The sequence below is a fragment of the Alcaligenes sp. NLF5-7 genome, from assembly GCF_024266725.1.
Classification (GTDB): domain Bacteria; phylum Pseudomonadota; class Gammaproteobacteria; order Burkholderiales; family Burkholderiaceae_B; genus Alcaligenes; species Alcaligenes phenolicus.
This window is the reverse complement of the sequence record NZ_CP100755.1, coordinates 4,258,462-4,281,899: the sequence shown is the minus strand read 5'-3', so window position 1 is coordinate 4,281,899 and position 23,438 is coordinate 4,258,462. Positions and strand designations below refer to the sequence as shown.

The window sequence follows — 23,438 nt, the reverse complement described above, 5'->3', positions numbered from 1 at the left end:
CTGAGGGGCGGCCTTTTTTTATGGCTGGCGAGGCTGGCCGAAACCTTCCCAAGGGGAAACCGCATGTTTGAAGATCTCGATCTGGCCGAGCTGGGCCTGGATCTGCCCGAGGATAAGGTCGCCGCTCTCAAGGAGGCGCTGACCGCAAAAGGGCAGGAGGCCATTGACAAGGCCGTCACAGGCCTAAAAACCAAGAACCAGGAACTGCTGGGCTCGGTCAAGACCGCCAAGGGCGAGCTGGACCAATTCAAGGCACAGTTGGACGGCCTGGACCTTGATGCAGTCAAAGGATTGCTGAGCAAGGCCGACCAGGACGAGGAAACCCGTCTTATTGCCGAGGGCAAGCTGGACGAGGTGGTCTCTCGTCGTACTGAGCGCCTGCGCGCCGACCAGGATAAAAAGCTGCAGGCCGAAAAGGAGCGCGCCGACAAGGCTGAGGCATTCGCAGCACGGTTCAAGGATAAGGTCCTGGCCGATTCCATTCGTGAAGCGTCGGCCAAGGCCGGGGCGCTGCCCGAGGCCGCCGAGGACATGATTCTGCGCGCGCGCAGCGTATTCCAGCTCAGCGAAGACGGCCAGGCCGTCGCGATGGCCGACGGCGAGATCGTCTATGGCAAGGATGGCAAAACGCCGCTGTCCCCACTCGAATGGGCCGAGGGCCTGCGCGAGTCGGCACCGCATCTTTGGCCGCGAGCCCAGGGCGCAGGTGCCGTTGGTGACAAAGGCGGCAAGGGCGGCAAAAAGCGCAGCGAAATGTCGCCTGCGGAGGTTGCTGCGTACGTCAAAGATCACGGCCGCGAGGCCTACCTGAAATTACCCAAATAAGGAGCGCATTCAATGCCTACCACTGTCAATAGCGACCTGATCATCTATAACGATCTGGCGCAAACTGCTTATCTGGAGCGTCTCCAGGAAGTACTGGCCATTTTCAATCAATCCTCCGGCGGCGCCTTGGTGCTGCAGAACGAGAATATCGAAGGCGATCTGCGCAAGCGTGCCTTCTACAAGATCGGCGGCTCGCTTGAGCACCGCGACGTCAATTCGGCTGCCGACGTAACCGGTAAGAAGATCGGCGCCGGCGAAATGATCGGGGTCAAGACACCCTGGAAGTACGGCCCTTACGAAACCACCGAAGAAGCCTTTAAGCGCCGCGCTCGTAGCCCTGAGGAATTCTCCATGCTGGTGGGCCAGGACATGGCCGACGCTGTCCTGGATTATTACATCGAAGTCGCCTTCGCATCTCTGGCCGCTGCTATCGGATCTAACGCCAATATGGTCGCCAAGGCCGCTTTTGCGACGGATCACAAGAAGGTCCTGACTAAAGGTATGCGCAAGTTCGGCGACCGCTTCAACCGTATCGCCTTGTTCGGCATGGATTCCGCCACGTACTTCGACCTGGTGGATGATGCGATCGACCAGAAGATCTACGAAGAAGCCGGCATCGTGATCTATGGCGGAACACCCGGGACCATGGGCAAGCCTGTGCTGGTCTCGGACAAAGTGCCGGGTAACAGCATCTTCGGCCTGCAGGCTGGAGCGGTCACGCTTACCGAGTCCCAAGTTCCCGGTGTGCGTTCCTACCTCATTAACCACCAAGAAAACCTGGCGCTGGGTTACCGCGCTGAAGGCACGTTCAATGTGGATCTGCTGGGCTATTCCTGGAAAGAGGCGTCGGGCGTGAATCCGAATCTGGCCGCCCTGGGGGCTGGTGCCAACTGGGGCAAGTACGCGACCAGCGATAAGGCGACTGCTGGTGTTTTGATTGATCTGACGCCAGATCAGTCGGGCGGCTAAACCTCTGCGGGGCTTCGGCCCCGCTTCCAAGGAGCAATCATGAAGATTCTGTATACGACCCAGGCGGCACTTGCCATGCCTGAAGGCGCGGCAGTGGCTGTGCGCAACCCGATCTATTTCCGAAGCCCCGAGAGCGGTGTCAAAGAAGTAGCGGTTATGGGGGGCTTCCCCGAGATCGTTGCGGCCTATGAGGCGCTTGATGTGCCAGTTCACGTTGTGCCCGAGGGCGAGCGCCAGGAAGCAGGTCTGGAGACGGCACAAATGGGGCTGCCTGCTCTGCGCAAGCACCTGAAGGGCCTGGGTATCGATTTTGATCCTAAGGCCAGCAAGGACGAGCTGCAGGCCCTGCTGTCTGCTGCGGAATAGCCATGGAGTACGTGACTGTTCCAGAAGTGGATGAGCTGATGGGGCAGTCCTGGGCTGCCGAGGAAAAGAAGGTGCGGGCGGTTCTGCTGGCCAACGCATGGATGGGCCAGCAGCGGCTGCCCAGCCTGGACCCAATGCCGCAGCAATGGAAGCAGGCTGGAGCCGAGGTCGCTGTGGAAGCGGCTGCCGGTCGGCTTTACCGCGCGACCGAGGTGGGCGTGACCAGCAAGTCTGTGAAAGCCGATACGGTCGAGTCCAGCAAAACTTTTGCGGCCAACTACCAGCAAGTGACAGCGGGCGAACGGCTTGCCCTAGCGCTGCTCAAGCCTTGGATAGGGCGGGGTGGTGTCGTTTTCTTGAAGAGGGCTTGATATGGGACTGCGTGACGAATTGATGGCCGATATTGCTGAAGCCTTCGACACAGACCTGGCGGACGCAGTGACGGAGTTCACAGGCCGGCGCATCGAGCGCGGGCAAGCCTACGATCCGGTGAATGAGGTGTGGCCAGAAGTCGAAATCAACTATACCGGCCGGGGCGTCATTGGTGGCTACAAGCTGGAGCTGATCGATGGCATCCGGATATTGGCCACGGACTCCAAGCTGACTGCGCTGCAAGGCGATGTGGACGGTACGCCAATGGTGGGCGACAAGATCAACGGCATGGAAGTGCTGAATGTTGGTCAGGATCCAGTCGGTGCCACCTGGACCTTGCAGCTACGGAGGGTTTGACATGGCGACTGGTTGGAGTAAACCGCCCACGGCATTTATCAAGGTGGTGGAGCAGGATCTCGGGCAGAAGCGGCATCAAGTTGCCGTGGAAACCCTGGCTGCAGTGGTCGCTGGTTCGCCTGTGGACTCCGGCGCTTACCGCGCAAATCACCGCGTCAGCATCGACGGGGTGGATCGGGGCTATGACCTGGAAAAAACCGACCCATCGGGAGCTGAGACGCTACAAGCTGGCAATGAAGCCATCGGCTCTGCCGCCAGCCCATATTGCGAAACCATCATCCAGAACAATATCCCCTATGGCGAGGCCCTTGAGCATGGCCACTCCGGACAAGCGCCTGCCGGGGTGTACGGCGTGGCTTTCGCCGCTGTCGTGGAGAAACACACCAAATGACCTTTGAACAGATCCGGCGCGCTATCACGGCGCGGATGGCGGTCTTTCCTGGCGTCGACCAGGCACGCATTGACTATCCCAACGCCCTGACGGCATTTACGCCGCCCGAGTCTGGCCTGTGGTGTCGCCTGAGCATCCAGCATGGGCAAGCCTTCATGGCGGGTATGGCTGACCGACCACACAGTCGCAAGCCCGGCCTGATCACCATTCAGTGTTTTGATCGCATCGGTGCCGGCCTGAGCGCGCTTAATCGTCTGGCCGATTCCTTGGAAGAGCACTTCTCCTACTGGTCCCAGGGCGATTTGGAGTGCCTGGAGGCGAGTCAGGTGGACGTTGGCACCGGCGATTCCGTAGGCCGCCCGCAGGGCCTGGGTTTCTATCAGATCAACGTCAATATCCGGTTTAGGGCTGGATAGTCAGTATCAATCTGTCTCTTGCCGGCTGCGAGCCGGTTTCTTGTTTTCTTGGCAGCCTTAAATCGGTAGACACCGAGCCCGAGAGGGTGGAAGAGCTTTGAAAAGTCCGGGGCTGCCCATTGCGGGCGGCCCTTTTCTTTTCGGAGAACGAAACGATGAAAGAACTAATGTTCCAGAACCAGACCATCCGTCTGATTGAGAAGGACGGGAAACACTGGGCCAGCGCGGCGGATATAGCGCTGGCTTTAGGGTACAGCCGCGCTGACTCTGTAACTCGCCTGTACGACAAGTATCGAGCCGAGTTCTCGGAGTCAATGACGCAGATTGTCGAGACCGCCAATCCGGTGTTCTCGGACAACTTGATCATAAAGTCCCGCGTATTCAGCCTTCGCGGCGCGCACTTGCTTGGTATGTTTTCTCGCACGAGCAAGGCGCAGGCATTCCGCCGCTGGGTTCTTGATGTGTTGGATCAACATCAAGCTGCGCCATCACTTATTCAGGAATGGTTTGAGGCTAAGGCTGCGTTAGACGCGCAGGATAAGTTTGCCAGCCTGTGTGGTCGAGGGTTGAGCGAGCATAAACGCCGAAAGCCGCCCCTGGTGACACGGGTGAATCAAATATCTGAACAAATGCAGCCATCGCTGCAACTGAACTGACCCGGCCTAGAGCCGGTTTTTTTACGCCATCAATAGGAGCACGCCATGTCGAGCGGAGCCAAAGTCACAACCCACATCGTCAAGGAGGCCACGCCCGGCGTCACGCCCAGCTCTGGCTGGCAGACTCTACGCGTCACCGGTAACACCTTGACCCCCACGCCCAACACCGAAGAGTCCGAAGAAATCACGGACTCGCGAATCGGTCAGGGTTCCATCACCACCAGCGTAGACATTGCCGGTGACATCGCGGGCGAGCTGTCTTACGGTACGTTCGACGATCTGCTGGCCGCCGCGTTCTATGGTGCTTGGACGGCCAATAAACTGACCGTGGGCGAAACGCGCACTACATTCAGCGTGGCTAAGGGCTACCGCGACGTCGGTGTCTATGCCTTGTTCAAGGGCGCACATGTCAGCTCTATGGCATTGGAAGTGCCGGAAGAGGGCAAAGCCACAGTGACGTTCTCGATGTCCTGCCTGGACTACGAGGATAAGGACACGCCGTTTGCGACCACTCCAGCAGCGCCCACGGATACGCCGTTCATGTCTTCGATAAGCGTAGGCGAAGTGAAAGCCAATGGCGTCTCGCTGGCCGGTCAAGCCTGCGTCTCCGGGTTGACGCTTAATATCGACAACAATCTGCAGACCCAACGGTGCTTCGGTGCCGAGCGCCTGGGACCGGGTGCCCTGATTGAAACGACGGCAGCCATTACCGGTACCGTCAATCTGGCTTGGTCCAAGAAGGCGTGGGAGCTGTGGAAGAATCAGTTCACACGCACGCCGATTGCCATTGCTTTTCCAGTCACCGATAGCTTGGGCAACAAGTACGAGATTTCGCTACCCGCAGTGGAAATCGACGGCGAGCTGCCCAGTGGCGGCAAATCCGACATTCTGCAGATCCAGCTGAACTACACGGTAGCCAAGCAGGCCCCTACCATCACGCGTACACCAGTTGCGACGCCAGAACCTTAAGGAGCATTCATGGCTTTGAGAATTAACCGGCAAGAGCCTGCCGCTACGCATGAGCGCTGGGAGGACTACGACGAAGACGTCTCCTTCAAGCTCGCCGGCCTGGACACTGAGGCCTACCAGATCGCTCTGGAGCGCGCTCGTCGCCTGATCGCGCGGGAAGACGCAGGCCAGAGGCTGGCAGCTATCAATGTGTCTGGCAACGATGTCCGCGAGCATGATGTGCAGTGTCAGCTGCTTGGCCGCTACATCATCAAGGATTGGAAGGGTGAAATTCTGGACGATGCCGGCGATGCAGTCTCTTACTCGCCGGAGGGTGCCGCTAAGCTCCTGGCCAGTAATACGGATCTGTTCGTTTGGGTGATTGCCACTGCGGCCCAGGTGGCATCAGGCGCTCAGAAGGAGGTTCAGGAAACCGTGGAAAAGCCGTTGCCCGGTTCAAGTGGGAAAAAGAGTGGGCCGGGCAAAGTCAAAAGCGCAAGCTGATCTACTCGGCACTTGGCGCTGAGGTGCCCGATGAGCCGGCGACCGACCCGATCACCGACCACATCATCAGCATGTACTGCGCGGCTGATAGATGTCGGGGTGTGGCGGTGGGGGCGGCCGGGGCCATGCCGCTGCCCCTCACCACAGCAAACATCACTGCCGTGGTCGAGGCATATGGAACGCCACTAACCAGGAGAGAGCTGGATGTGGCGGTATTTGCGATTGATCGTTTAGAGAGGGATTAGTTGCAGAAACGCGAGAATGCGTTAGCCCTCCACCTTTCCCGCTAATGCTAGAGAGGCGCGTAACGTGTCATTGATACGGGTCTGCCAGCCGTCGCCGCTGGCACGCAACGCGGCTAACACATCCGCATCAAGTCGAATCTTGACCGCCTCTTTCGTGACAGCTTGTTTGCTGCCAACAGGGCGACCGCGGCGGCGCGTCATGATTTGCGCGGGGGTATGGATTTCAGCAAACTTGCCCGCCTTGGCTTCGGACAATGATTCGCGCAGGCCAGCTACAGCCTGACCGGCCTCTGCTTCAATGGCCTTGGCTACCTTATCGATATCCAGAGCTTTTAGGTCTTTGAGGGTTTTCATAATTTACTCCGCTCGCGTTTGATTTCTTTGCCTCCCACTGATTCACGCACGGCCTTGGCGTAAAGCATGAGGAGAAGGACAACCTCATCGTCTACTAGGTGATAGTAAATCACCCTAACGCCACCACTTTTACCTGTGCCTTTACGGCTCCAGCGGACTTTGCGGGCGCCATCTGCATCCTTGATCACATCACCAGAATCTGGGTTCTCAGCAATCCAGTCGATGAATGCCTCGCGCTCACCGTCCGCCCACACATCGGCGGCTTGTTTCTGAAAGGTGGGGGTCTCAATGACTGTTCGCATGAATAAATTGTACCCCCAAATAATACTAGAGTGCAAGGGTTGTGGCTTGCCCGCCTAGCGCGGGCTTTTCCCGTTGGGTACTATCTCTGCATTGATAAAGCGGAGGTGGGGATGAGAAAGGTGGTGCTCGGATTTTTATGTGTCGCGGTGTTTGCTGGGTGTGGAGAGAAGCAGAAAACGGGCTCGCCCACATTCAAGAAGGGTGACTACGATGGTCGAATTGTAGAGTGGGTCTTGGAGGATTATCCAGATGAGTCTTTGATACACGGCGGTGATTCAGAAGATCCGACTAGAGGAAAGTTTTCTTCTATGGTTGGTGTTATCAATCAGCAAAAGATAGAAGCAGCAAAACACGCCCTTGATTATGGCGGGTGTGACAAAGTTGAGAGCGTTCTTTTTGACAGGCGTAGCAGCGCGCTTGATTCATTGGTTTATATGGTTGACTGTGCCAATGGGCGAAGGCAGAGCATTTCCAGTAAAGATTTTGGCAACAAAGAAGAGCTAAAGTCTGATGCCGAAAAAGCACTCCCACAGGGACAGGCCATATCTCAATGTCAGGCCTTGATTGCAGATAAGTTTCGCGGCCAAGAGGTTGCTTACCATGATCTCATAGGAATGAGCTACTACAAGGCCCCCGTCACTGGAAACGTTAGGCTTGTATTGGATTTTGATGTGAATACAGGACAGAAAACAGTGAACAAGATGAAGGCGCAGTGTTTTTTTGAGCCAGCCGGAAAGGCGGAGTTAAATATTTCTGCAAGATAACCAGGCGCACAGATAGGCCCACTTCGGTGGGCCTTTTTTATGGACGAAAGTAATGACACAAGAATCTAGGTTGGTAATTTCGATTGACAGCCGATCCGCTGAGCAGAAAGCCAAGGACCTAGAGCAGGCTCTGGTTGCGATGGAGGCCGCGGGCATCCGTGTCGTCGGATCGTCCCGGCGGGTCAGTAGCGGAATGGCAGGGGTTGGCGGCGCCGCACGCACCGCAACACCAAGTGTAGAGGGCCTTAATAAGGAGTTGGCTAACATTGATCGTCAGGCCGCAGCTTCGGCCGCCACAATCAATCGCGTTCTGAAGGCAGCGCTAGCCGGTTTCTCAGCGATGCATGTGATTGATGCAGCTGACAATTGGGGCCAGTACGCCAGCCGCATGCGCATGGCGACAGAGTCTGCTGATGAATACGAACACGCACAGCAGCGCATGGCACAGTCGGCCCAACTGACTTTTCGCGCCATCAATGAGACGCGTGAGGCTTTTATCCAGCTCTCGCCTGTACTGCGTGAAATGGGGCTGAGCCTGGATCAGAGCATTGATGCAGTGGATGCGTTCTCAGGCCTGCTAGTGGTAAACGGGGCCAATGCTGAGCGCGGTGCGGCAGCAATGGAAGCGTTGGCCAAATCATTCCAGCGCGGTCGAGTGGACACTCAGGCCTGGATGACGATCTACAGTACAGCAGACACCATTGTTGAGCATTTGGCTAAAAGCTCGGGGAAAACAGCTGCCGAGATCCGTCAAATGGGTGTCGAAGGCAAGATCTCCGCCGAAATGATGGCCAAGGCATTAGTGTCAGCGTATGAGCCTGTCATCAAGCAGGTTGAGGGCATGCCCACTACGGTGCGGGATGCTCTCACGAACTTGAATACCGCCTTTGGTGAATACATCGGCTGGCAAAATGAGGCCAGTGGTGCCACTGCCGCATTGGCGTCAGGGTTGGGGTTTTTGGGTGAAAACTTAAGTGGTGTTTTGAATGCAGGCTTGGTGGTTAGCGGGGCTGCTTTAGCCGCGTACTCCGTTAAAGCAGGCCTGGCTCGAATAGAGACGGGCAAGCTAACAGTAGCAAAAATTGCTGGTGCTAATGCAGACCGAGCTGCTGCCCTTGCAGCCCGTTCAGTAGCAGTAGCCCGCGTAGAGCAAGCTAGGGCGACCCTGGCTGCGGCAGTCAGTGAAAAAGAAAAATTGGTGGCCACATCCCTGTTGGCAAATGCAGAAAGGAATCTTGCAGCGGCGTCTGCTTCAGTTGCGACCGCCACTAGGGCGCTAGGGACCTCTATGCTCGGCTTGGTTGGTGGTCCGATCGGAGCCATAACCCTTGCAACTGGTTTAGCTGCGACGGCATGGCTGGCATTCTCAAAAAGCACGGACGAAGCCAAAGAAAGCCTCATTGATATTGGAGAGCCTTTAGATGAAACCGTGAAGAAGTTTCAGGCGCTTGATGCGGCATCTAGGCAGTTAGTGATTAACGAACAGCTTAAGAAACAAGCCGAGGCAGCAGATGAGGCTACTGATGCCTGGAAGCGCTTACAGAGTTCGACAACAAGAGGCGTTAACGAGTTTGGATCGGCATGGAGTCATGGGCAATGGCGCGAGTTCCGCAGGGAGCTGGAGAGCCTGCATGATGCCGGTGAAAGCCTGGAGCCTGCGTTGCGTAAGGCGGCTGAAGCCGGCGTCGTAGATAAGTCCAAAATTGATAGATGGTATGAGCTAGCCTCCATCCTCGCAAGAGCCAATGAGCGAGCAGAGAAACACGGGACAGTGGCAGATCGCCTGGCCAAAAAACATGAAGAGATTCGAACGGCAGCGCAGGGAAGTGCGAGCGGTTTGAATAGCCTCAACGATGCGCTCGGGATAGAGAAGTGGGATGAATACCTGAAGAAGCTGACTGATGCGCGTGACGTAATAGGCATGAACGCCAAGCAATTAGGGGCTTTTGAAGCAGCTCAGGCTGGCGCAAATTCGCTTCAGCAGGAAATGGCCGGCATTGTCACGGCTCAGACAGATGCGTTCAAAAAGCTTCAGGCTGCTATCGATGACAAGGACAAGAAGGCCATTGAAGCGGCTCAGAATAATATCCGAGCCTTAGACATTGAGCGGCAGAAGGTTGAGCTGCTGGCGATTAAGACTCAGGCTCTTATCGCTGCAACAAATGCCTTCGCGCGTGGGGAAGTATCGGGTGATGTGGCAAGCGGCATTTTGCAAAACATGCTTGCTGGTTTTGATCAGGCTGAGGCAGCCATTGCCGTTAGCAAGGAGGCGGAGGCACAGATCAGGAATATCTTTACCAATACCATCTCCAGCGGAGGCGCAAAAGAAGGCGCAAAAGCGGCCAAAGGCTACGCAACGTCTATCAAGTCCCTGCTAGATACCCATCTTCCCGAAAACAAGGCGCTCGAAGACCTGCATAAGAACCTTGCCCTGCTGAACGATGCTCGAAGACTGGGTAAAGTATCTGCCGAAGACTTCGACAAGGCGCTACAGAGCATCAACCTGACCTACGCTAACTCACTGAAAAGCACTAAGCAGCAAATTGAAATGGAGCGCATTCTAGGCGATCTGCGTCTACAGCAATCCACCACGCAGCTTCAATTCATGCGGGAGCTTGAGTCTTTTGGGCGGGGGGACCGCGTACGAGAGCTGAATGCGGATTTGGCGAAGGTTGAGGATCGTTACCGCAGCTTGATCGAAACCCGGCGCAACTCGGCTCACGGACTGTCGGACTCCGAGCTGGAGAAAATCCGCGAATCACAGGAAAAAGAACTTGCGATAGTACGCGAGTACCACGACAAGAAGCTGGCGCTTCAAGGAGACTGGGCACTCGGCGCTAAGGATGCGCTGATCAACTATGCGGATGAGGCGGCTAATGTTTACCAGTCGATGGGAGACATGGTTGGTAACGCCTTCAAAGGAATGGAGGATGCTCTTACCAGCTTCGTCACCACTGGCAAGATGGACTTCAAATCACTGGCTGACTCGATCATCAAAGACATGATCCGCATTGCCATTCAGCAAAGCATCACAGGGCCTTTGGCAGGTGCTATTGGAAGCCTATTTAACCCGTTAAGTGGTGTTAGTGCTGGGGCGAACTTTTCGATGGGCAGCCTTGGGGGCAGCGGTGGGTTTACGCCTACAAGCCCGTTGATGTCCCTGTCTTCGGGCGGCTACACCGGCGATGGTGGCAAGTATGAACCAGCGGGCATCGTCCATAAAGGCGAGGGCGTGCTGAACCAGGACGAGATCCGCGCCTTGGGCGGTGAGTCCGGGTTTAATGAGTTGCGCCGTGCATTGCGTGGGCCAGGACATTCGCTTGGTGGAATGGCTGGATCCCCATCCTTGTCCTTGGCGCCCAAACACCCTGCGCAGGGTGGGGATCTGCAAGTAGTCATTAACAACTACGGCAACAATAAAGTCGAAACAAAAGAAGAGACAAGCCGGGGTGCCGATGGTCAGATGTTGCGGCGATTGGTAGTAAGCATCTTAAATGAACAATTGGGCAGCCCCTCTACAAGCACTGGGCGGGTTATGTCCAGCACCTGGAAGGTCAAGTCAAGGACGTAAGGAGTATGAAATGCTGAAGGACCAATATCGAGAAGCCATGCGGGGTTTGGTTTTGGCAGAGCAGAGAGTGGGCTCTGCGCAAGAGGCATTGAAAGAAGCTCAGGAGAAAGTAGAAGAGCTTGAGGGGGGCTTTAAGATTAGCCCAAAACCAATTGATGCCTTGGCACTAGCTAGCGGCGCGGTTACTGCATCTGCGCTTCAGGTTAATGGGTCACACATTAGCCGTTTTCATGTGCCACATACTGACCGTTAACTATCTTTACTCCACCATAGAGCCCAACAAACATAACACTGCGCCCGCTAATGAGTCCATTCTGGCGGGTTTTTTTATGGATTGAATATGGCAGCACTACCCGAATACGTGTCAATTTTGCTCGATGGCTTCGGTGAGCGATTTGAACCATCTGTGAAGCGTACCGAAATGGAGCGCGGCCCTGTTAAGCAAGAGGTGCTGAATTCACAGGTGGCGGTGGAGACGGAGGCGACGCTCTTTTTCCGTAGCCGAGAAGATACTGTCAGCTTTGACTCCTGGTACTTCGACACGATACGCCGTGTGGGGTGGTTTGATGTGTATGACCATCGTTACCGCGTCACGCGTCCGATGCGCTTCAAAGGCGGCGATATTGGCACGCTGACCCCACTGACGGGTGGGTTTCACTATGCCGAGCGCACGGTGACGTTGGAGTATATGCGATGACTATCACTAAAGAGTTTCGCCGCAACCGGCAACGAGTGACTGATCCAGATGGTGTGGTGGTATTGGTGGAAATTACGCATTCTTCCTTTTCAGCCCCGTTTCGGCTGGCCAATGACACGAAAGCCTGGGTCAGCAGAGGTATCACGTATGTAGGTTACCCGTTCCAGTTCACGCTTCCTGACTCAGGCGAAGGCGAGAGCCCCAAGATGGCGCTTGAAATGGCTAACACAGGCGGTGACATACTGCGCGAGTTAGAGTCCATCAGGGAGCCTGGCGAAGAGGTGTGGTGCAACATCATCATGATTGATCGCTCTATGCCGGATATTCACGCCATGAAATTGAGCCTTCCCATTTCCGTGGTGGCGGTAGATAGCTCAAGCATTTCGGCCAAGCCGTCCATGGATTCGATTCTGAACCGTTCGGCGGTCACGCTGCGATACGACAAGCGTACAGCGCCAGGGATTTTTCAATGATCAAGCTGGTGAATCAGTTTGTTGGCAGGCCACATCGTGCAGATGGCTATGACTGCGCTGACTTAGCCATTGACGTTGCTCGGGAGATATTTTCCCGTGAGGTTGCTTTGCCTGCCGCCAGGCCCCGTCCTCGGGGGCAGCGTGGTCAGGCGGTGGCGATCCAAGCCATGGCAGATGAATTGGCCTTTGAGGTTGCTGAACCCGTCGATGGCGATTTGGTGTTGATGCAAAGCGCTGGGCAGGACTTGCCAGGACACATTGGCACGTACTTCTTTCTCAATTATCAGCCCTACGTGTTGCATACCTCGGTTTCGTTGGGGTACGCGAGCCTGCATAGACTGTCGGCCCTGTCCATGTTGAGTTTGCGGGTTGTTGGGTTTTATCGCTGGAAGAATCAGAATGAACAGAATTGATGATGGGCGGCTGGTTGTTACCCCGCACCCATTGACCCTTGAGGGGCAGACAAATACCCCAGCAGATTTGAGAGCAGGCGAAAGCCTGCTTTCTTTTTTGGAGCGCCACGTTCCGAACCTGCATGTGTGCAAATATGCGGTATCCATCAACGGGTGCCCTATTGCTCCCGAGCACTGGGCACGTGTAAAGCTTAAGCATGGCACAGTCATTGCGGTTCGCTCGGTCGTGGAGAAAGAGGCCTTGCAACTGGTTGCGCTGGCGGCGTTGACCTACTTCACGTTTGGCATCGGTTCAGCTGGCGGATTGATTGCGGCCAAATTCGGCACTCTGGCGGCAACGGCTGTCTTTATTGGTGGCTCACTGCTAATCAATAAAGTGCTTGCGCCTGCAATGCCCGAGGTTGGTAATGCTGATATGGGCCGTGAACCCGTGTATGGCATTGCGCCAGGCAACAACACGGCTCGCCAGCATGAGGCGCTGCCATTGCTGCTGGGTGAAGTCCGGTATGCGCCGGACTATGCCAGCTTGCCGTACACCTGGTATGAGGGCAATGAGCAGATGCTGGGCGCGGTTTTCAACGCGGGCTTGAATGTTGATCGCTTCGAAGGCGTTTTGCTCAACGGCGATACAGAACTGAGTGTTTATCAGGACGTCAACGTGTGGACCCGTGGGTTTCCTGGCATGGCCGAGCAGGACATTCCGCTTTTCACAAACCCTGATGTCTCTGATGGTGGCGAACTCGTTGACTCCGGTGAGTGGGTAACGCGCACGACATCATTGAATACAACCCTTATTCAATGCGACTTTGAGATTCAATTGTTTGGCCAGGGCAAGAAAGGGGTCGAGGGGCGTAACCTGACCCTTGAGGGCCGGTACCGCCCAGTTGGGTCGAGTCAGTGGAGGCCTATTCAGTCCATTTATCTGCACAACCGGACGATCAAGCCGTTGCGCCGCACTGAAACGATTGTTGTTGAATCGGGGCAGTACGAGGTGGCTTGGCGCAATGCGTCGGGTGGCAGCAGTGACGACGGCAAAACCACACGCAATGCTGTTTGGACTCAACTGAAAAGCATTCAGCCCGATGATGGCGACTATCTTGGGCAGTCCCGAATTGGGATTAAAGTCAAAGCCACCGGCCAGCTCAATGGCAGTCTAAAAGAGATCAAGGGGCGGTTTGTGGCTCGTGCCATGCCCATTTGGAATGGCAGCAGTTGGGGCATGGCAACAACACCGGACAATGGCTTGTCGAACCCTGGCGCACAGATTCTTCTGCTGGCGCGGGGAATTTATGTTGAAGATCCTTTCTACGGCCGCAAGCTAATCGCGGGCATGGGTTTGCCGGATGATCAGATTGATATCGAAGGTCTGAAGGCGTTCATGCTGCATTGCACCGCTAATAATCTGCGTCACGATGCGCTGATTAGCGACGACCGCAGCAACGTAGATCTGCTCAACCAGGTGGCCCGCTGCGGCCTGGGGTCGTTTGGTTTTTTCAACGGCAAGTGGGGTGTGGTGTGGGCGTGGGATAACCAGCCTCTGGATGGTGTGGTCAATATGGCTACCATCAAAAAGTCCACGTTTCAGGCCAGTTATGAGCTGGCCAGTGCTGCTGACGGCATTGTCTACACCTACCTGAATCGTGAAACCTGGGAGCAGGATGCGCTTTATGTGTATGCGCCTGGCAAGACCGTAATGCTGAATCCCGCTCGCATTACTGGCGAAGGCGTCACCACAACAGAGCACGCGGCTGTCATGGCTCGCTATCACCTGGGGCAGTCCCTGTACCAGTTCAAGGACATTCAGTACGAAACCGACCTGGAGCACCTTGATTATCAGCGCATGTCTGTGCTGGCCATTAGCCACGATATGACGCAGTGGGGTTTTGGTGGGCGTCTTGTTGCTGCCGCTCAAGATGAGCAGGGCGTAGTGACCTTGCAACTGGATTCTCCTGTGCCAGATAAGTCCACCCATGGTGCTGGTGTAGCTGAGCCCTTCATTGGCCTGCGTATACCGGGCGAGTCTATTTATCGCGTTTTCCGGGTAGTGCGTCCGAATGTTGGTGCCTTAACTTTGCAGCTTAAAGACCCATGGCCCGAGGATGCGTTATTTCCCGGTGAAGATGGGGATAATCCGGCGCATGACACGCTGTGGTTTTACGACTTCAAGCCGACTCCTGGCGCACGTGTTCGCGTGGCCGGTATGCAGATGCAGGCCGACCTGGGCGGTGCACAGGTAGCGGTTGTTCCTGAGTCCGACGAGTTTTGGGACTATGTGATTAATGGAACTTACGAGCCAGCCGGCAGCGATAGTGAACTTTCGCGTGATGAAACGCCGGTAGTACACAGCCTTCGTGTCACTGAGCAGCAGACCGTGCAGGGCAATACGCAGTTTACGGAGCTGACCATTACCTTTGATGCTAATGGGGAATTGGCGTCCGCAGAGGTTTGGGCGGGACCGGAGGGACAGGAGCTGGTCCATGTTGCGGACACGTTCACGCGCCAAGCGACATTTCGTATTGATGTGGCTGGTAATTGGATGGTACAGGTTCGTCCAATGGGCCATACCCGTGCAGGCCCGGCAGCGAGCATTTTCTATGTGACGCAAGTCACGAATCTGCCACCCTGGAACTATGATTCTTTGCTGATTACAGAAATTGCTGGTGGGTTGCGTCGGTATGCTTTTGAGTATGTCGACAATGATCCCCCACTTGATTTGGCGGGTGCTGAGATTCGCTACCTTTCTGGTAAGCATGCTGCGCCTGTGTGGGACGCCATGACGCCGTTGGGCAGTGGTTTTCACACGGCGACGTTTGAGAGTGTCCTGCCTCAAGAAGGAGATTGGACTTTCGCGCTGCGTGCCCGCAATACATCTGGGCAGCTCTCTACAGATGCGCTTATCCGTACCGCAAAGCTCGGCAAGAACTTTGACCAGGTTCAAACCAAAGATAAGACGCCTCCACCTGCGGTAAAGGGCTTGTCGGCGGTCGCGAGCTTGGGAACAGTAATGGTGAGTTGGAGTCCTGCTGCGTATGAAACGGGGCATGGCCATGCCCGTACGATTGTTTATGCTGCACAGGGCGCTACCGCTACCGTATCGTCGGCAAAGCCTGTGGCTGAGTCACATCACGGTCCTGTTTCGTTTAGCGCTGGATTGGGTGAAACATGGCGAGTATGGGCCAAGCATGAGAGCGTAGACGGTGTGCTCTCTAGCGCATACGCCGGGCCTGTCAATGTCACGCTGGGTAAAGTGGGCGAGGCGGATCTGGCGGAGGATCTGGATCTGGCCAAGCGTTTGGCTGACGGCTCAATCACAGCGGAAAAGCTGGCTGATGGTGCGTTGACGGAAACAAAGTTCGCCCAAGGTGTGGAGCCAGTCAAGATTATTCCTGATTCGGGAGCGTTGCCCACCACAAAATCGACGTCAAGCGTGCTCTGGAAGGGTGCGCTATATGTCTGGAGTGCTGCAGCGAAGAAGTACGAGAAGGCGGTAGCTGACGTTGCTCCTGAGTCTCTCGGACCAGACAAGTTCTTGCCTGGCACAGAGCCAGTGACCACAATCCCAGACAGCGGTCAATTGCCGACTTCCAAGGTGACGGCTACTGTTTCCTGGAAAGGTGTTTTGTACGCGTGGAATGCCGCGACCAAAAAGTATGAAAAGGCGGTGGCGGATGTTGCTGCCGAGTCATTGGGGCCAGACAAGTTCTTGCCAGGCACCGAGCCAGTTACGGTCATTGCCAATAACAAGCCACTGCCAACCGTAAAGTCGACATCGAGCATCGTTTGGAAGGGCAAGCTGTACCGGTGGGATGGCGCAAAGTATGTATCGAGTGTCGATGCGGGTGATATTGCTGGCAAGATCACCGATCAGCAGATCGCCGACATGAGTGCGGCAAAGCTTACCGGGGAAATTGCAGGCACTCAGATTGCTGACGACGCGATCCAGACTCCGCATCTTGCGGCGGGATCAGTTGCAACAGAGAAAATCGCGGCAGGTGCTGTGATTGCCTCCAAGTTGTTCGTGGGGGCAAACGGTAATTTGATTCCCAATGGGGCGGGGGAAATGGGACTTGACCAAGCCAAGCTTGGCTGGCCAAGCCGGTTTGTGGTCGATGAAACAAACGCCCCAGAGGGGTTTCCCTGGTCGTATCGTTCCCCAGCGGGTGAAACTGGCACGAGGGATTCCACCTTCGGCCCTATCCCGGTAGAGCCTGGAGCTGAGTATCAGGTCACGATCTGGGCCATGGCGGATCGGGCTGATAGCCGCGTCTATATAGAAGGGCGGAATCAGTCAGGCGCGCACGCGTTTAAGAATGCGAAAGGAGATGGTGGGTCACACGTTTATGTGCTGGCCAACCGAGTTTTGCCCACGAGCTGGACGCGGTTTTCGACAACTGTCACGATCAGTGATAGCACCACACATTTGCATCGCTTCCGCTACTACATCAACCACGCCAATGGGACAGAGAGAGGGGCAGCGCAATCCTTTGCTGGGCTGACCATGGTCAAGAGGGCGACGGGTGAGTTGATTGTTGATGGTGTCATCACGGCAGACAAGGTGGCGGTCAATGCGATTTCTGCAGATAGCATCCAAGCCAATGCCGTTACAGCTGGGAAAATTGCAGTTGGCAGTGTAGGGGCTGAGCATGTCCAAGCTGGGGCCATCACTGCAAGTAAAGTGACCCTCTCGGATTTTACGAATCTGATCACTAATTCACAGTTAAATGATGCGGATGCTTGGACTTTAGATACAGATGTAGTTCGGGTGCCTAATCCGGGAAATGGAGCTGCGGCCGGCTCTTTTCGGATTCCAGGCGATATTACCGTCAATCGGTATGCGCGGTTTAATGGCGTAGCGGTTACGCCTGGGACTTCATATCTTATGTCAGCTCACTATCGGGCATCCAGTGCGGCGGGCCGGAAATTAACACCTCGCTTTGGAGTGATGTGGCTGGATAAGGATGGTGGATATATTCAGGAGAATCTGTTCAGTGCCAGCGATGTGCTTTTCACAACCTATGCCTATAGAGAAGCGGTGTTTACAGCACCTGAAGGAGCGGTGACAGCAGTCTGTCTTTATGGCCGACTGGCTATGGACCAGATCAATGAGGGGTTTATTGAGCTTCCGTCTTTTCGAGCCATGACGGGAGGGAGCCTGATTGTCGACGGGGCAATTTCGGCTGATAAGGTTGCTGCGAATGCCATTTCTGTTGAGAAAATTGCCGCGAATGCCGTCACTACAGCCAAAATCGCAGCGGGTGCAGTAACGGCAGATCAAATAGCAGCCAATTCGATTACAGCGGAAAAACTGGTGGTTTCGTCTCCCACGAACCTGATTCCCGACACTTTTGGGTGGACTGAGCGAACGAATGCTTCCTCTTGGCGCCGTGTGGGTTTTGGCCTCAATAATACTAATGGCTCGGTCTGGTTACAGCACAAGATATCGGTAGCGTTGGATACCTTGTTCGAGGTCAGAAAAGGGACTAAGTACTTGTTCTCAGTCGAGATGACTTGCCAGACGGATGGGGCGCGACAAGTGTTTGAGGTTGTAAAAGAGGACGGCGACTCATTTTCTCCACGTCGGTTTTTGGGTTCGTTTGTGACCTCCTCGGATGATTATCGCTTGTATACGAACGGGGTCGAGTTCGAGACCTCGGAAAGAGTGCGCCTTAAGGTGTTCGCCAATGACAATCAAGCGGCATCCACAGGTGGCTACATGTGGATCAGAAATCCTTCTTTGCGAGCCATGGCGCAAGGGGAGTTGATTGTTGATGGTGCCATCACGGCAGACAAGGTGGCCACAAATGCTGTGACTGCTGACAAAATTGCCGCGAATGCAATTACTGCGACGAAGATTTCGGCAGGGGCTGTTGGTGCTGAACAGATTGCTGCAAATGCGATTACTGCGAAGCATCTGGTTGTGGCTGACCGATCTAACTTGCATCCTGATCCTACGGTGTCCCTTGGAGGAGAAAGTGAGCTTTGGTCTATACCCTCCTGGGTCGCTGCAGTACCGGCTGGCACATCGACCGTTGGCTGGGGGTTTAGTGGGGGAGTGTTACGCGCGACTGCTCCGAACCCAGGCACCGTGTGGAATGGTCCTTATTTACGCACGGGGAATATTGAGCTGCAGGGTGGCCAGGACTATGTTTTGTCCTTCCGGCATCGGCGGTTCAATGCTGGAACCTCGGTATTTAGAACGGTTGTGTATTTCTATGACGCCAACGGTGAGCATATCTCCGGGGCAAATGCTCTGCTAAATCACACGACGAGCTCAGCAATTCCGCAAGATGTCACTTTGTCTGTTACGGCACCGGATAAGGCGGCGACGATGCAAATTTATTATCAGCAGTATCCGGAGACCAGTACATCGGGCTTTATTGTTGGTGACTTCTTTGTGCGTCGCGCGGCTTCTGCTGAGTTGATTGTCGATGGCGCTATTACGGCTGATAAGCTGGCAGCTGGGTCGGTGGTGGCTGGGAAATTAGCGGCTAATAGCGTGGCTGCAAACAATATCGCAGCAGGTGCTATTACAGCTGACAAATTGGCGGCGGATTCGGTTACTGCGGCGAAGCTCGCGGCAGGGAGCGTGAACGCGAGCAAGATTGAAGCCAATGCGGTGACCGCTGACAAGCTGGCTGCAAATAGCGTGACAGCGGTAAAGATCGCAGCCAATGCAGTGACGGCAGACAAGATTCAAGCGGGGACGATTACTGCAGAGTCAGGGGTTATCGCAAACGGTGCCATTACAAATGCCCATCTGGATAACGCGATTGTGACGACGGCGAAAATTGCTGATGGTGCCATTTCGCGTGCGAAGATCCAGACTGCAGCCATTGGGGAAGCGCAAATCGACAATGCGGTCATTACCAGTGGCAAAATCCGCGATGCGGCGATTACACGTGCCAAGATTGGGCATGCTGAGGTCGATACGCTGCGTATTGCGGGCAATGCAGTGACGATTCATGCATCAGCTACAGCGCCGATTTACCATCCTCCTGGCTGGACCTCAGAGCGCCGCTTTAGCTTGTCCTTTTATCTCCCCCATGCGGCTGACTTTACGCTGAGCGCCAGCATTGCCCCCAACGGCTCGAGTCCTGGGCTTTCTGCGTCTGGGTATAACAGCATCTGGTATGACACGGGCGGCTATGAGATTGGGGGTATTCACACCGCTACCGATTCCGATCGAACGCTAAACACAGGGGGCGCTACTACTGTAAAAGGCTGGCTTTCTGCGGGGAGTCATTCTATTACGATGATTCAAAAACCCTCTGCTGGGTCGTCGTTCTTACCTGCGTCTATGACTATTTTGATCGCCATGAGATAGCCATGCAAACAGTTTCATTGTTCAAAGATGGTCGTTTTCATCACTTGGTTTCTGGGCCGCAAGAGTTTGTGATAACGCCGACGTTAACTTCTTGGGATGGCGATTACGCTCCTGGAGCCCTGGATGATTCGTGGTGGTTTTATGGCCAGGCGCGAAAACGTCAACCCTGCCCTGTGGTGATAGAAGGGCAGGTGTTGCGCGGCGTCCGGCCTGGCAGTGTCATCACAATTGAAGGCCAGCAATATGAGTGTGCTGAGGGTGGAGACGTGGAGCTGTCGTTCCAATACCCTGGCACGTACGAAATCACGGTCACTCGCTGGCCGTATTTAGACGGGAGATACACCATTGAAAATCCACCACCAGCCGAATAACCACGCAGAACGTCGGCAACGAGAGTACCCGAATATCGGGGATCAGCTCGATGCGGTCTACAAGCTGGCCCGGCATTTGCAGGAGCAAGGCCAGCAACTACCGCCAGATGTTGATAAATGGGTGGCTCAATGCCGGGCCGTTAAGGAAAAGTATCCAGCCGCTTGAGAAGCGGTTTTTTTTATGGAGTTAAAGATGCAATTGGCGATTTTTACAAAGAACATGATGACGGAAGGCGGGCCCGCTAAAGCCCATTCGATTGGACGTGTGTCTGCTGAGCGCGATAGTACAGGCTGGACTGTGCAGGTTGATCATCATGGCACCCAGGAGCAGGCTGAGCGACAAGCGGGGGTGGTTTGGCAGACGTATTACCTGATGCCGTTCGATGTTGATCTGGGTGGCCAGCCCTATCAAGCGGCAGCAGCCTGGCTTATTGCCAACGAGCCAGTGTTCTCTGGGGGTGTGCCACTACCGATAAGCGAGCAAACACCGATTGAAGAGCCAGCCGCCTAGCGGCTTTTTTTACGTCTGCTGCTTTGGCGGCTATTCACGGGAGACAGCCATGCCGACCGTATTACACAAGGGGAAGGACTTGGAACCGACAAGCACGGGGACATCGGCGGCTGGTCTGGCCGTCTGGAAAGCAATGGGAGGAATAGCAGGGATGGGGGCCATAGGCGCGGGCCTGGCCACGCTAGTGGTGATGTGCATTTTGCGACCGCGCACGCAGTCCGAATGGATCGTAGGTGTGATTAGCACCGTGGTGGCCTCGATCTCGGGCGGTGCTGCTGTGATCCAGCAGTATGAGTTGCATCACTGGGCCAATAACCCTGTGGGTCTGGTGGCTATGCTTGGCTTGGCATTCGCGTGTGGACTGCCAGGCTGGGCTGTGGTGCGCTGGGCTTTTAACTTTTTCGACAAGCGGCGCAAGGCCGATCTGCTCGAAGTCATGACGGAACTGCGCGAAGGCGCGATTGGAGGGAAAACAGAATGAAGTCGTTGTTGAGTTTGATTAAGGGCCTGCTGGCCCTTTTTTTCCGTCCGAAGAAAGTGGAGCTGGCCGCCCAAGCGAAGCCTAAGCCGGAGGCGGTAGCCCCAGAATGGATAAGCCCGGCAGTGTTCCAGGCGGCTACTGGCCTGTCAGGAGAAATGGCGCGTGCCTGGTACGAGCATGTGCGCGCAGCCTGCCTGGAGTTCGGCATTGTTGGCCCAGTGCGTATCGCCGCGTTTCTGGCCCAGGTGGGGCATGAGTCGGGTGGGTTCGTCTACACGCGGGAGCTATGGGGGCCGACCACAGCACAAAAACGCTACGAGGGCCGAACTGACTTAGGCAACACGCAGTCGGGAGATGGCTTTCGATTCCGTGGGCGTGGGCTGATTCAGATCACTGGCCGGGATAACTACCAGCGTGCCGCTGCAGGCTTGGGCGTAGATGTCGTCGCAGACCCTCGGCTGTTGGAGGAGCGTGCATTGGCCGCCCGTTCCGCTGCGTGGTGGTGGAAAACGCACGGCTGCAACCATCTCGCTGACGGCGGTGATTTCGTAGCTCTGACACGGCGTATCAACGGCGGCTCAAATGGTCTGGCTGACCGGAAGACTCGGTGGGAGCGTGCCAAGAAAGCAATCGTGGGTGTCGCATGATTGCAAAGCTATGGCAACGAATCGCAGGCTGGCTGGGCTTGCTGGGCGGCCTGGCCCTTGCCGCTCTGGCGCTGCTGCAGGTCGGGTGGCGTCAGGGCAGGGCCCAGGCAGAGCAGAAACAAACAAAGGCGGACATGGCCGCCGTGGAGGTAGGACGTGATGCAGCTGAAACGATTGAGAGGCTGGACGATGATGCTGTGCGTGACCGTGCTCGTAAGCGGATGCGGGACACTGAGGGGCGGTAGCTACTGCTTTGCCGCTCAGCGGCCGTTTCAGTGGCGCTCTGATGCTGAGATAGACGCTACGCCGATTCGCGTGCTGCGCTATGTGGAAACAGAGGCAGAGACTTGGGTGCGATTGTGCCAGAAGTAGAAGCGTCGCCCGGTATATATGGTTTGGATCGTGATGGCGTGTTCAGTCTCAGGCGGCCCTATCTTGAGTATTGAATGGTGATTTTGAGCCGCTTCAGTGCAGTGGCTCATCTTCTGCAGGCCCCTTAATGATTGCACCCCACATCCTAGGGGGTAGTTGGTTGTTATCGTGAGGCCGGTCGAAAATATAATCAGCCAAGCTGCCCGGCCAAAGTTTGAAGCCTATATTTGTTTGCCACTTGTCTTCTTGGTATAGCCAAAGCGTATCACATGCCTTGCATCGAAAAAGCATTTCATAGCCATGCCTGCCTACGTCGTCTAGTTGAGTAAGGGGCTGCATAAGTTTGTGTGGTGCGCAAGGCTGAAGAGAAACGATTAGGGTTTGACACTGGGCACAGAGAGTATTTTTATAGAGCGCTCCCATGGCTTTCTCCAATAAATGAATTTGGAACAGCACGTACGAAATTTTTAAAATATCAATGCCCGTGTTGGGTTGCCTCGTGCCTTAAATGAAACTCCTAAAACGGTTCGCCTACGCTGGGCTGATTGACGGTTGAAAGTGATGCACTTTACTTTTGCGTAGGCTTATCCTTGGCGGGATGAGACTGTTTCGGATGGCGCTCACCTTTGCCGATGCCTGTCTCAGGTGTATCGTCCTGCGGTGAGGTAGGGTTTAGTGTTTGAGTAGGCTGACAGGGCTTGTTTGTCGGTTGCTATGTCATGGTGCTTTCCCGGATTTAGGGAAGTGAATATGCTGGAGCCTTAGGTCCCTTAAGGCCAGGTCTGCTAGAGGCAAACATTGAGGAAGTAATTCAATCTATTTAGAGTGGAGCAGTTCACTTTTTTTATCGCCGCGGCGTGCCTGAGGAAGATGAGCGCCTAGTGGCTTCCTGCTGTTTATTTTCAAATGCCGTTGCTTCATCTTGGGTAATATCGCGAGGTTTTATTTCTGGTGTTTCCCCCGATTTTTTTCTGGAAGCGAGCCTGAGTTTCGAGGGGAGTCGAAACCACTCTGCGAGCATTTCTAAGGATGAGAATTTATAGGGCATACGTCATTCCTTGCCTGCCCGGCACAAACGTTGCTCAGAGGAGCCGAGGCGCAATGCCAG

At 55.3% G+C, this 23,438-nt stretch carries 26 protein-coding genes; 23 read left to right on the top strand and 3 right to left on the bottom strand.

Annotation, left to right across the window (positions count from 1 at the left end; genetic code table 11):
* The first annotated feature begins 63 nt into the window (after positions 1-63).
* The 10 genes from MID00_RS19785 (at position 64) to MID00_RS19740 (ending at position 5,804) form a co-directional block, all read left to right on the top strand.
* The gene (locus MID00_RS19785) at positions 64-825 is read left to right on the top strand and encodes a hypothetical protein (RefSeq protein ID WP_254499415.1); all 762 of its coding nucleotides are present in this window, start codon (positions 64-66) and stop codon (positions 823-825) included.
* Positions 826-837: 12 nt separating this feature from the next.
* Positions 838-1,794: a major capsid protein gene (locus MID00_RS19780; RefSeq protein ID WP_254499414.1), complete on the top strand. Its 957-nt coding sequence runs from the start codon at positions 838-840 to the stop codon at positions 1,792-1,794.
* A 39-nt stretch (positions 1,795-1,833) separates the two neighbouring features.
* On the top strand, positions 1,834-2,160 hold the full coding sequence (locus MID00_RS19775; RefSeq protein WP_254499413.1) for a hypothetical protein: 327 nt from the start codon (positions 1,834-1,836) through the stop codon (positions 2,158-2,160).
* Positions 2,161-2,162: 2 nt separating this feature from the next.
* Positions 2,163-2,531 carry a hypothetical protein gene (locus MID00_RS19770; protein WP_254499412.1) on the top strand — a complete coding sequence of 123 codons (369 nt, stop codon included), beginning with the start codon at positions 2,163-2,165 and terminating at the stop codon, positions 2,529-2,531.
* A 1-nt stretch (position 2,532) separates the two neighbouring features.
* Positions 2,533-2,889 carry a hypothetical protein gene (locus MID00_RS19765; RefSeq protein ID WP_254499411.1) on the top strand — a complete coding sequence of 119 codons (357 nt, stop codon included), beginning with the start codon at positions 2,533-2,535 and terminating at the stop codon, positions 2,887-2,889.
* Position 2,890: 1 nt separating this feature from the next.
* Positions 2,891-3,280, top strand: coding sequence for a hypothetical protein (locus tag MID00_RS19760; RefSeq protein WP_254499410.1), 390 nt, complete (start codon positions 2,891-2,893; stop codon positions 3,278-3,280).
* Positions 3,277-3,696, top strand: coding sequence for a phage tail terminator-like protein (locus MID00_RS19755; RefSeq protein WP_254499409.1), 420 nt, complete (start codon positions 3,277-3,279; stop codon positions 3,694-3,696). The genes MID00_RS19760 and MID00_RS19755 overlap by 4 nt, the downstream gene beginning before the upstream one ends.
* Positions 3,697-3,851: 155 nt before the next feature.
* Positions 3,852-4,352, top strand: coding sequence for a BRO family protein (locus MID00_RS19750; protein ID WP_254499408.1), 501 nt, complete (start codon positions 3,852-3,854; stop codon positions 4,350-4,352).
* Between the two features lie 45 nt (positions 4,353-4,397).
* Positions 4,398-5,321: a phage tail tube protein gene (locus tag MID00_RS19745; protein ID WP_254499407.1), complete on the top strand. Its 924-nt coding sequence runs from the start codon at positions 4,398-4,400 to the stop codon at positions 5,319-5,321.
* A 9-nt stretch (positions 5,322-5,330) separates the two neighbouring features.
* Positions 5,331-5,804, top strand: coding sequence for a hypothetical protein (locus tag MID00_RS19740; RefSeq protein ID WP_254499406.1), 474 nt, complete (start codon positions 5,331-5,333; stop codon positions 5,802-5,804).
* Positions 5,805-6,070: 266 nt separating this feature from the next.
* On the opposite strand, the gene MID00_RS19735 is transcribed toward MID00_RS19740, so the two are convergent.
* Both MID00_RS19735 and MID00_RS19730 read right to left on the bottom strand, forming a co-directional pair.
* A complete protein-coding gene (locus tag MID00_RS19735) occupies positions 6,071-6,403 on the bottom strand; it encodes a BrnA antitoxin family protein (RefSeq protein WP_197313927.1) in 333 nt (110 codons plus the stop codon).
* Positions 6,400-6,705: a DNA-binding protein gene (locus tag MID00_RS19730; RefSeq protein WP_197313932.1), complete on the bottom strand. Its 306-nt coding sequence runs from the start codon at positions 6,703-6,705 to the stop codon at positions 6,400-6,402. Before MID00_RS19730 ends, MID00_RS19735 begins: the two co-directional genes overlap by 4 nt.
* 111 nt (positions 6,706-6,816) lie before the next feature.
* On the opposite strand from MID00_RS19730, the gene MID00_RS19725 reads away from it, so the two are divergent.
* The 13 genes from MID00_RS19725 to MID00_RS19665 all read left to right on the top strand — a co-directional run bounded on the left by MID00_RS19725 (position 6,817) and on the right by MID00_RS19665 (position 22,203).
* Positions 6,817-7,470, top strand: coding sequence for a hypothetical protein (locus tag MID00_RS19725; protein WP_254499405.1), 654 nt, complete (start codon positions 6,817-6,819; stop codon positions 7,468-7,470).
* 52 nt (positions 7,471-7,522) lie between these two features.
* Positions 7,523-11,041, top strand: coding sequence for a phage tail tape measure protein (locus tag MID00_RS19720; RefSeq protein WP_254499404.1), 3,519 nt, complete (start codon positions 7,523-7,525; stop codon positions 11,039-11,041).
* Positions 11,042-11,051: 10 nt separating this feature from the next.
* Positions 11,052-11,294 carry a hypothetical protein gene (locus MID00_RS19715; protein ID WP_254499403.1) on the top strand — a complete coding sequence of 81 codons (243 nt, stop codon included), beginning with the start codon at positions 11,052-11,054 and terminating at the stop codon, positions 11,292-11,294.
* Between the two features lie 87 nt (positions 11,295-11,381).
* A complete protein-coding gene (locus MID00_RS19710; protein ID WP_254499402.1) occupies positions 11,382-11,738 on the top strand; it encodes a hypothetical protein in 357 nt (118 codons plus the stop codon).
* A complete protein-coding gene (locus MID00_RS19705; RefSeq protein WP_254499401.1) occupies positions 11,735-12,211 on the top strand; it encodes a DUF1833 family protein in 477 nt (158 codons plus the stop codon). Before MID00_RS19710 ends, MID00_RS19705 begins: the two co-directional genes overlap by 4 nt.
* A complete protein-coding gene (locus MID00_RS19700; protein ID WP_254499400.1) occupies positions 12,208-12,624 on the top strand; it encodes a hypothetical protein in 417 nt (138 codons plus the stop codon). The genes MID00_RS19705 and MID00_RS19700 overlap by 4 nt, the downstream gene beginning before the upstream one ends.
* Positions 12,611-19,948 carry a hypothetical protein gene (locus MID00_RS19695; protein ID WP_254499399.1) on the top strand — a complete coding sequence of 2,446 codons (7,338 nt, stop codon included), beginning with the start codon at positions 12,611-12,613 and terminating at the stop codon, positions 19,946-19,948. The genes MID00_RS19700 and MID00_RS19695 overlap by 14 nt, the downstream gene beginning before the upstream one ends.
* Before the next feature lie 2 nt (positions 19,949-19,950).
* The gene (locus MID00_RS19690; protein ID WP_254499398.1) at positions 19,951-20,319 is read left to right on the top strand and encodes a hypothetical protein; all 369 of its coding nucleotides are present in this window, start codon (positions 19,951-19,953) and stop codon (positions 20,317-20,319) included.
* Complete coding sequence (locus tag MID00_RS19685) at positions 20,294-20,485, top strand: hypothetical protein (protein ID WP_254499397.1); 192 nt, start codon at positions 20,294-20,296, stop codon at positions 20,483-20,485. The genes MID00_RS19690 and MID00_RS19685 overlap by 26 nt, the downstream gene beginning before the upstream one ends.
* A 27-nt stretch (positions 20,486-20,512) precedes the next feature.
* Positions 20,513-20,830 carry a hypothetical protein gene (locus tag MID00_RS19680; protein WP_254499396.1) on the top strand — a complete coding sequence of 106 codons (318 nt, stop codon included), beginning with the start codon at positions 20,513-20,515 and terminating at the stop codon, positions 20,828-20,830.
* A 49-nt stretch (positions 20,831-20,879) separates the two neighbouring features.
* Positions 20,880-21,311: a hypothetical protein gene (locus MID00_RS19675; RefSeq protein WP_181363932.1), complete on the top strand. Its 432-nt coding sequence runs from the start codon at positions 20,880-20,882 to the stop codon at positions 21,309-21,311.
* A gap of 8 nt (positions 21,312-21,319) precedes the next feature.
* Positions 21,320-21,958, top strand: coding sequence for a glycoside hydrolase family 19 protein (locus tag MID00_RS19670; RefSeq protein WP_254499395.1), 639 nt, complete (start codon positions 21,320-21,322; stop codon positions 21,956-21,958).
* Positions 21,955-22,203 carry a hypothetical protein gene (locus MID00_RS19665; RefSeq protein ID WP_254499394.1) on the top strand — a complete coding sequence of 83 codons (249 nt, stop codon included), beginning with the start codon at positions 21,955-21,957 and terminating at the stop codon, positions 22,201-22,203. The genes MID00_RS19670 and MID00_RS19665 overlap by 4 nt, the downstream gene beginning before the upstream one ends.
* A gap of 971 nt (positions 22,204-23,174) precedes the next feature.
* On the opposite strand, the gene MID00_RS19660 is transcribed toward MID00_RS19665, so the two are convergent.
* Positions 23,175-23,378 (bottom strand): hypothetical protein, encoded by a 204-nt coding sequence (locus MID00_RS19660; RefSeq protein WP_254499393.1) that lies wholly within the window; start codon positions 23,376-23,378, stop codon positions 23,175-23,177.
* Between the last annotated feature and the right edge of the window lie 60 nt (positions 23,379-23,438).

Bases quoted from the DNA above. Each gene is read 5' to 3' on its own strand.
- MID00_RS19785 (WP_254499415.1), top strand. From the start codon at position 64: ATGTTTGAAGATCTCGATCTGGCCGAGCTGGGCCTGGATCTGCCCGAG.
- MID00_RS19780 (WP_254499414.1), top strand. From the start codon at position 838: ATGCCTACCACTGTCAATAGCGACCTGATCATCTATAACGATCTGGCG.
- MID00_RS19775 (WP_254499413.1), top strand. From the start codon at position 1,834: ATGAAGATTCTGTATACGACCCAGGCGGCACTTGCCATGCCTGAAGGC.
- MID00_RS19770 (WP_254499412.1), top strand. From the start codon at position 2,163: ATGGAGTACGTGACTGTTCCAGAAGTGGATGAGCTGATGGGGCAGTCC.
- MID00_RS19765 (WP_254499411.1), top strand. From the start codon at position 2,533: ATGGGACTGCGTGACGAATTGATGGCCGATATTGCTGAAGCCTTCGAC.
- MID00_RS19760 (WP_254499410.1), top strand. From the start codon at position 2,891: ATGGCGACTGGTTGGAGTAAACCGCCCACGGCATTTATCAAGGTGGTG.
- MID00_RS19755 (WP_254499409.1), top strand. From the start codon at position 3,277: ATGACCTTTGAACAGATCCGGCGCGCTATCACGGCGCGGATGGCGGTC.
- MID00_RS19750 (WP_254499408.1), top strand. From the start codon at position 3,852: ATGAAAGAACTAATGTTCCAGAACCAGACCATCCGTCTGATTGAGAAG.
- MID00_RS19745 (WP_254499407.1), top strand. From the start codon at position 4,398: ATGTCGAGCGGAGCCAAAGTCACAACCCACATCGTCAAGGAGGCCACG.
- MID00_RS19740 (WP_254499406.1), top strand. From the start codon at position 5,331: ATGGCTTTGAGAATTAACCGGCAAGAGCCTGCCGCTACGCATGAGCGC.
- MID00_RS19735 (WP_197313927.1), bottom strand. From the start codon at position 6,403: ATGAAAACCCTCAAAGACCTAAAAGCTCTGGATATCGATAAGGTAGCC.
- MID00_RS19730 (WP_197313932.1), bottom strand. From the start codon at position 6,705: ATGCGAACAGTCATTGAGACCCCCACCTTTCAGAAACAAGCCGCCGAT.
- MID00_RS19725 (WP_254499405.1), top strand. From the start codon at position 6,817: ATGAGAAAGGTGGTGCTCGGATTTTTATGTGTCGCGGTGTTTGCTGGG.
- MID00_RS19720 (WP_254499404.1), top strand. From the start codon at position 7,523: ATGACACAAGAATCTAGGTTGGTAATTTCGATTGACAGCCGATCCGCT.
- MID00_RS19715 (WP_254499403.1), top strand. From the start codon at position 11,052: ATGCTGAAGGACCAATATCGAGAAGCCATGCGGGGTTTGGTTTTGGCA.
- MID00_RS19710 (WP_254499402.1), top strand. From the start codon at position 11,382: ATGGCAGCACTACCCGAATACGTGTCAATTTTGCTCGATGGCTTCGGT.
- MID00_RS19705 (WP_254499401.1), top strand. From the start codon at position 11,735: ATGACTATCACTAAAGAGTTTCGCCGCAACCGGCAACGAGTGACTGAT.
- MID00_RS19700 (WP_254499400.1), top strand. From the start codon at position 12,208: ATGATCAAGCTGGTGAATCAGTTTGTTGGCAGGCCACATCGTGCAGAT.
- MID00_RS19695 (WP_254499399.1), top strand. From the start codon at position 12,611: ATGAACAGAATTGATGATGGGCGGCTGGTTGTTACCCCGCACCCATTG.
- MID00_RS19690 (WP_254499398.1), top strand. From the start codon at position 19,951: ATGCAAACAGTTTCATTGTTCAAAGATGGTCGTTTTCATCACTTGGTT.
- MID00_RS19680 (WP_254499396.1), top strand. From the start codon at position 20,513: ATGCAATTGGCGATTTTTACAAAGAACATGATGACGGAAGGCGGGCCC.
- MID00_RS19675 (WP_181363932.1), top strand. From the start codon at position 20,880: ATGCCGACCGTATTACACAAGGGGAAGGACTTGGAACCGACAAGCACG.
- MID00_RS19665 (WP_254499394.1), top strand. From the start codon at position 21,955: ATGATTGCAAAGCTATGGCAACGAATCGCAGGCTGGCTGGGCTTGCTG.
- MID00_RS19660 (WP_254499393.1), bottom strand. From the start codon at position 23,378: ATGCCCTATAAATTCTCATCCTTAGAAATGCTCGCAGAGTGGTTTCGA.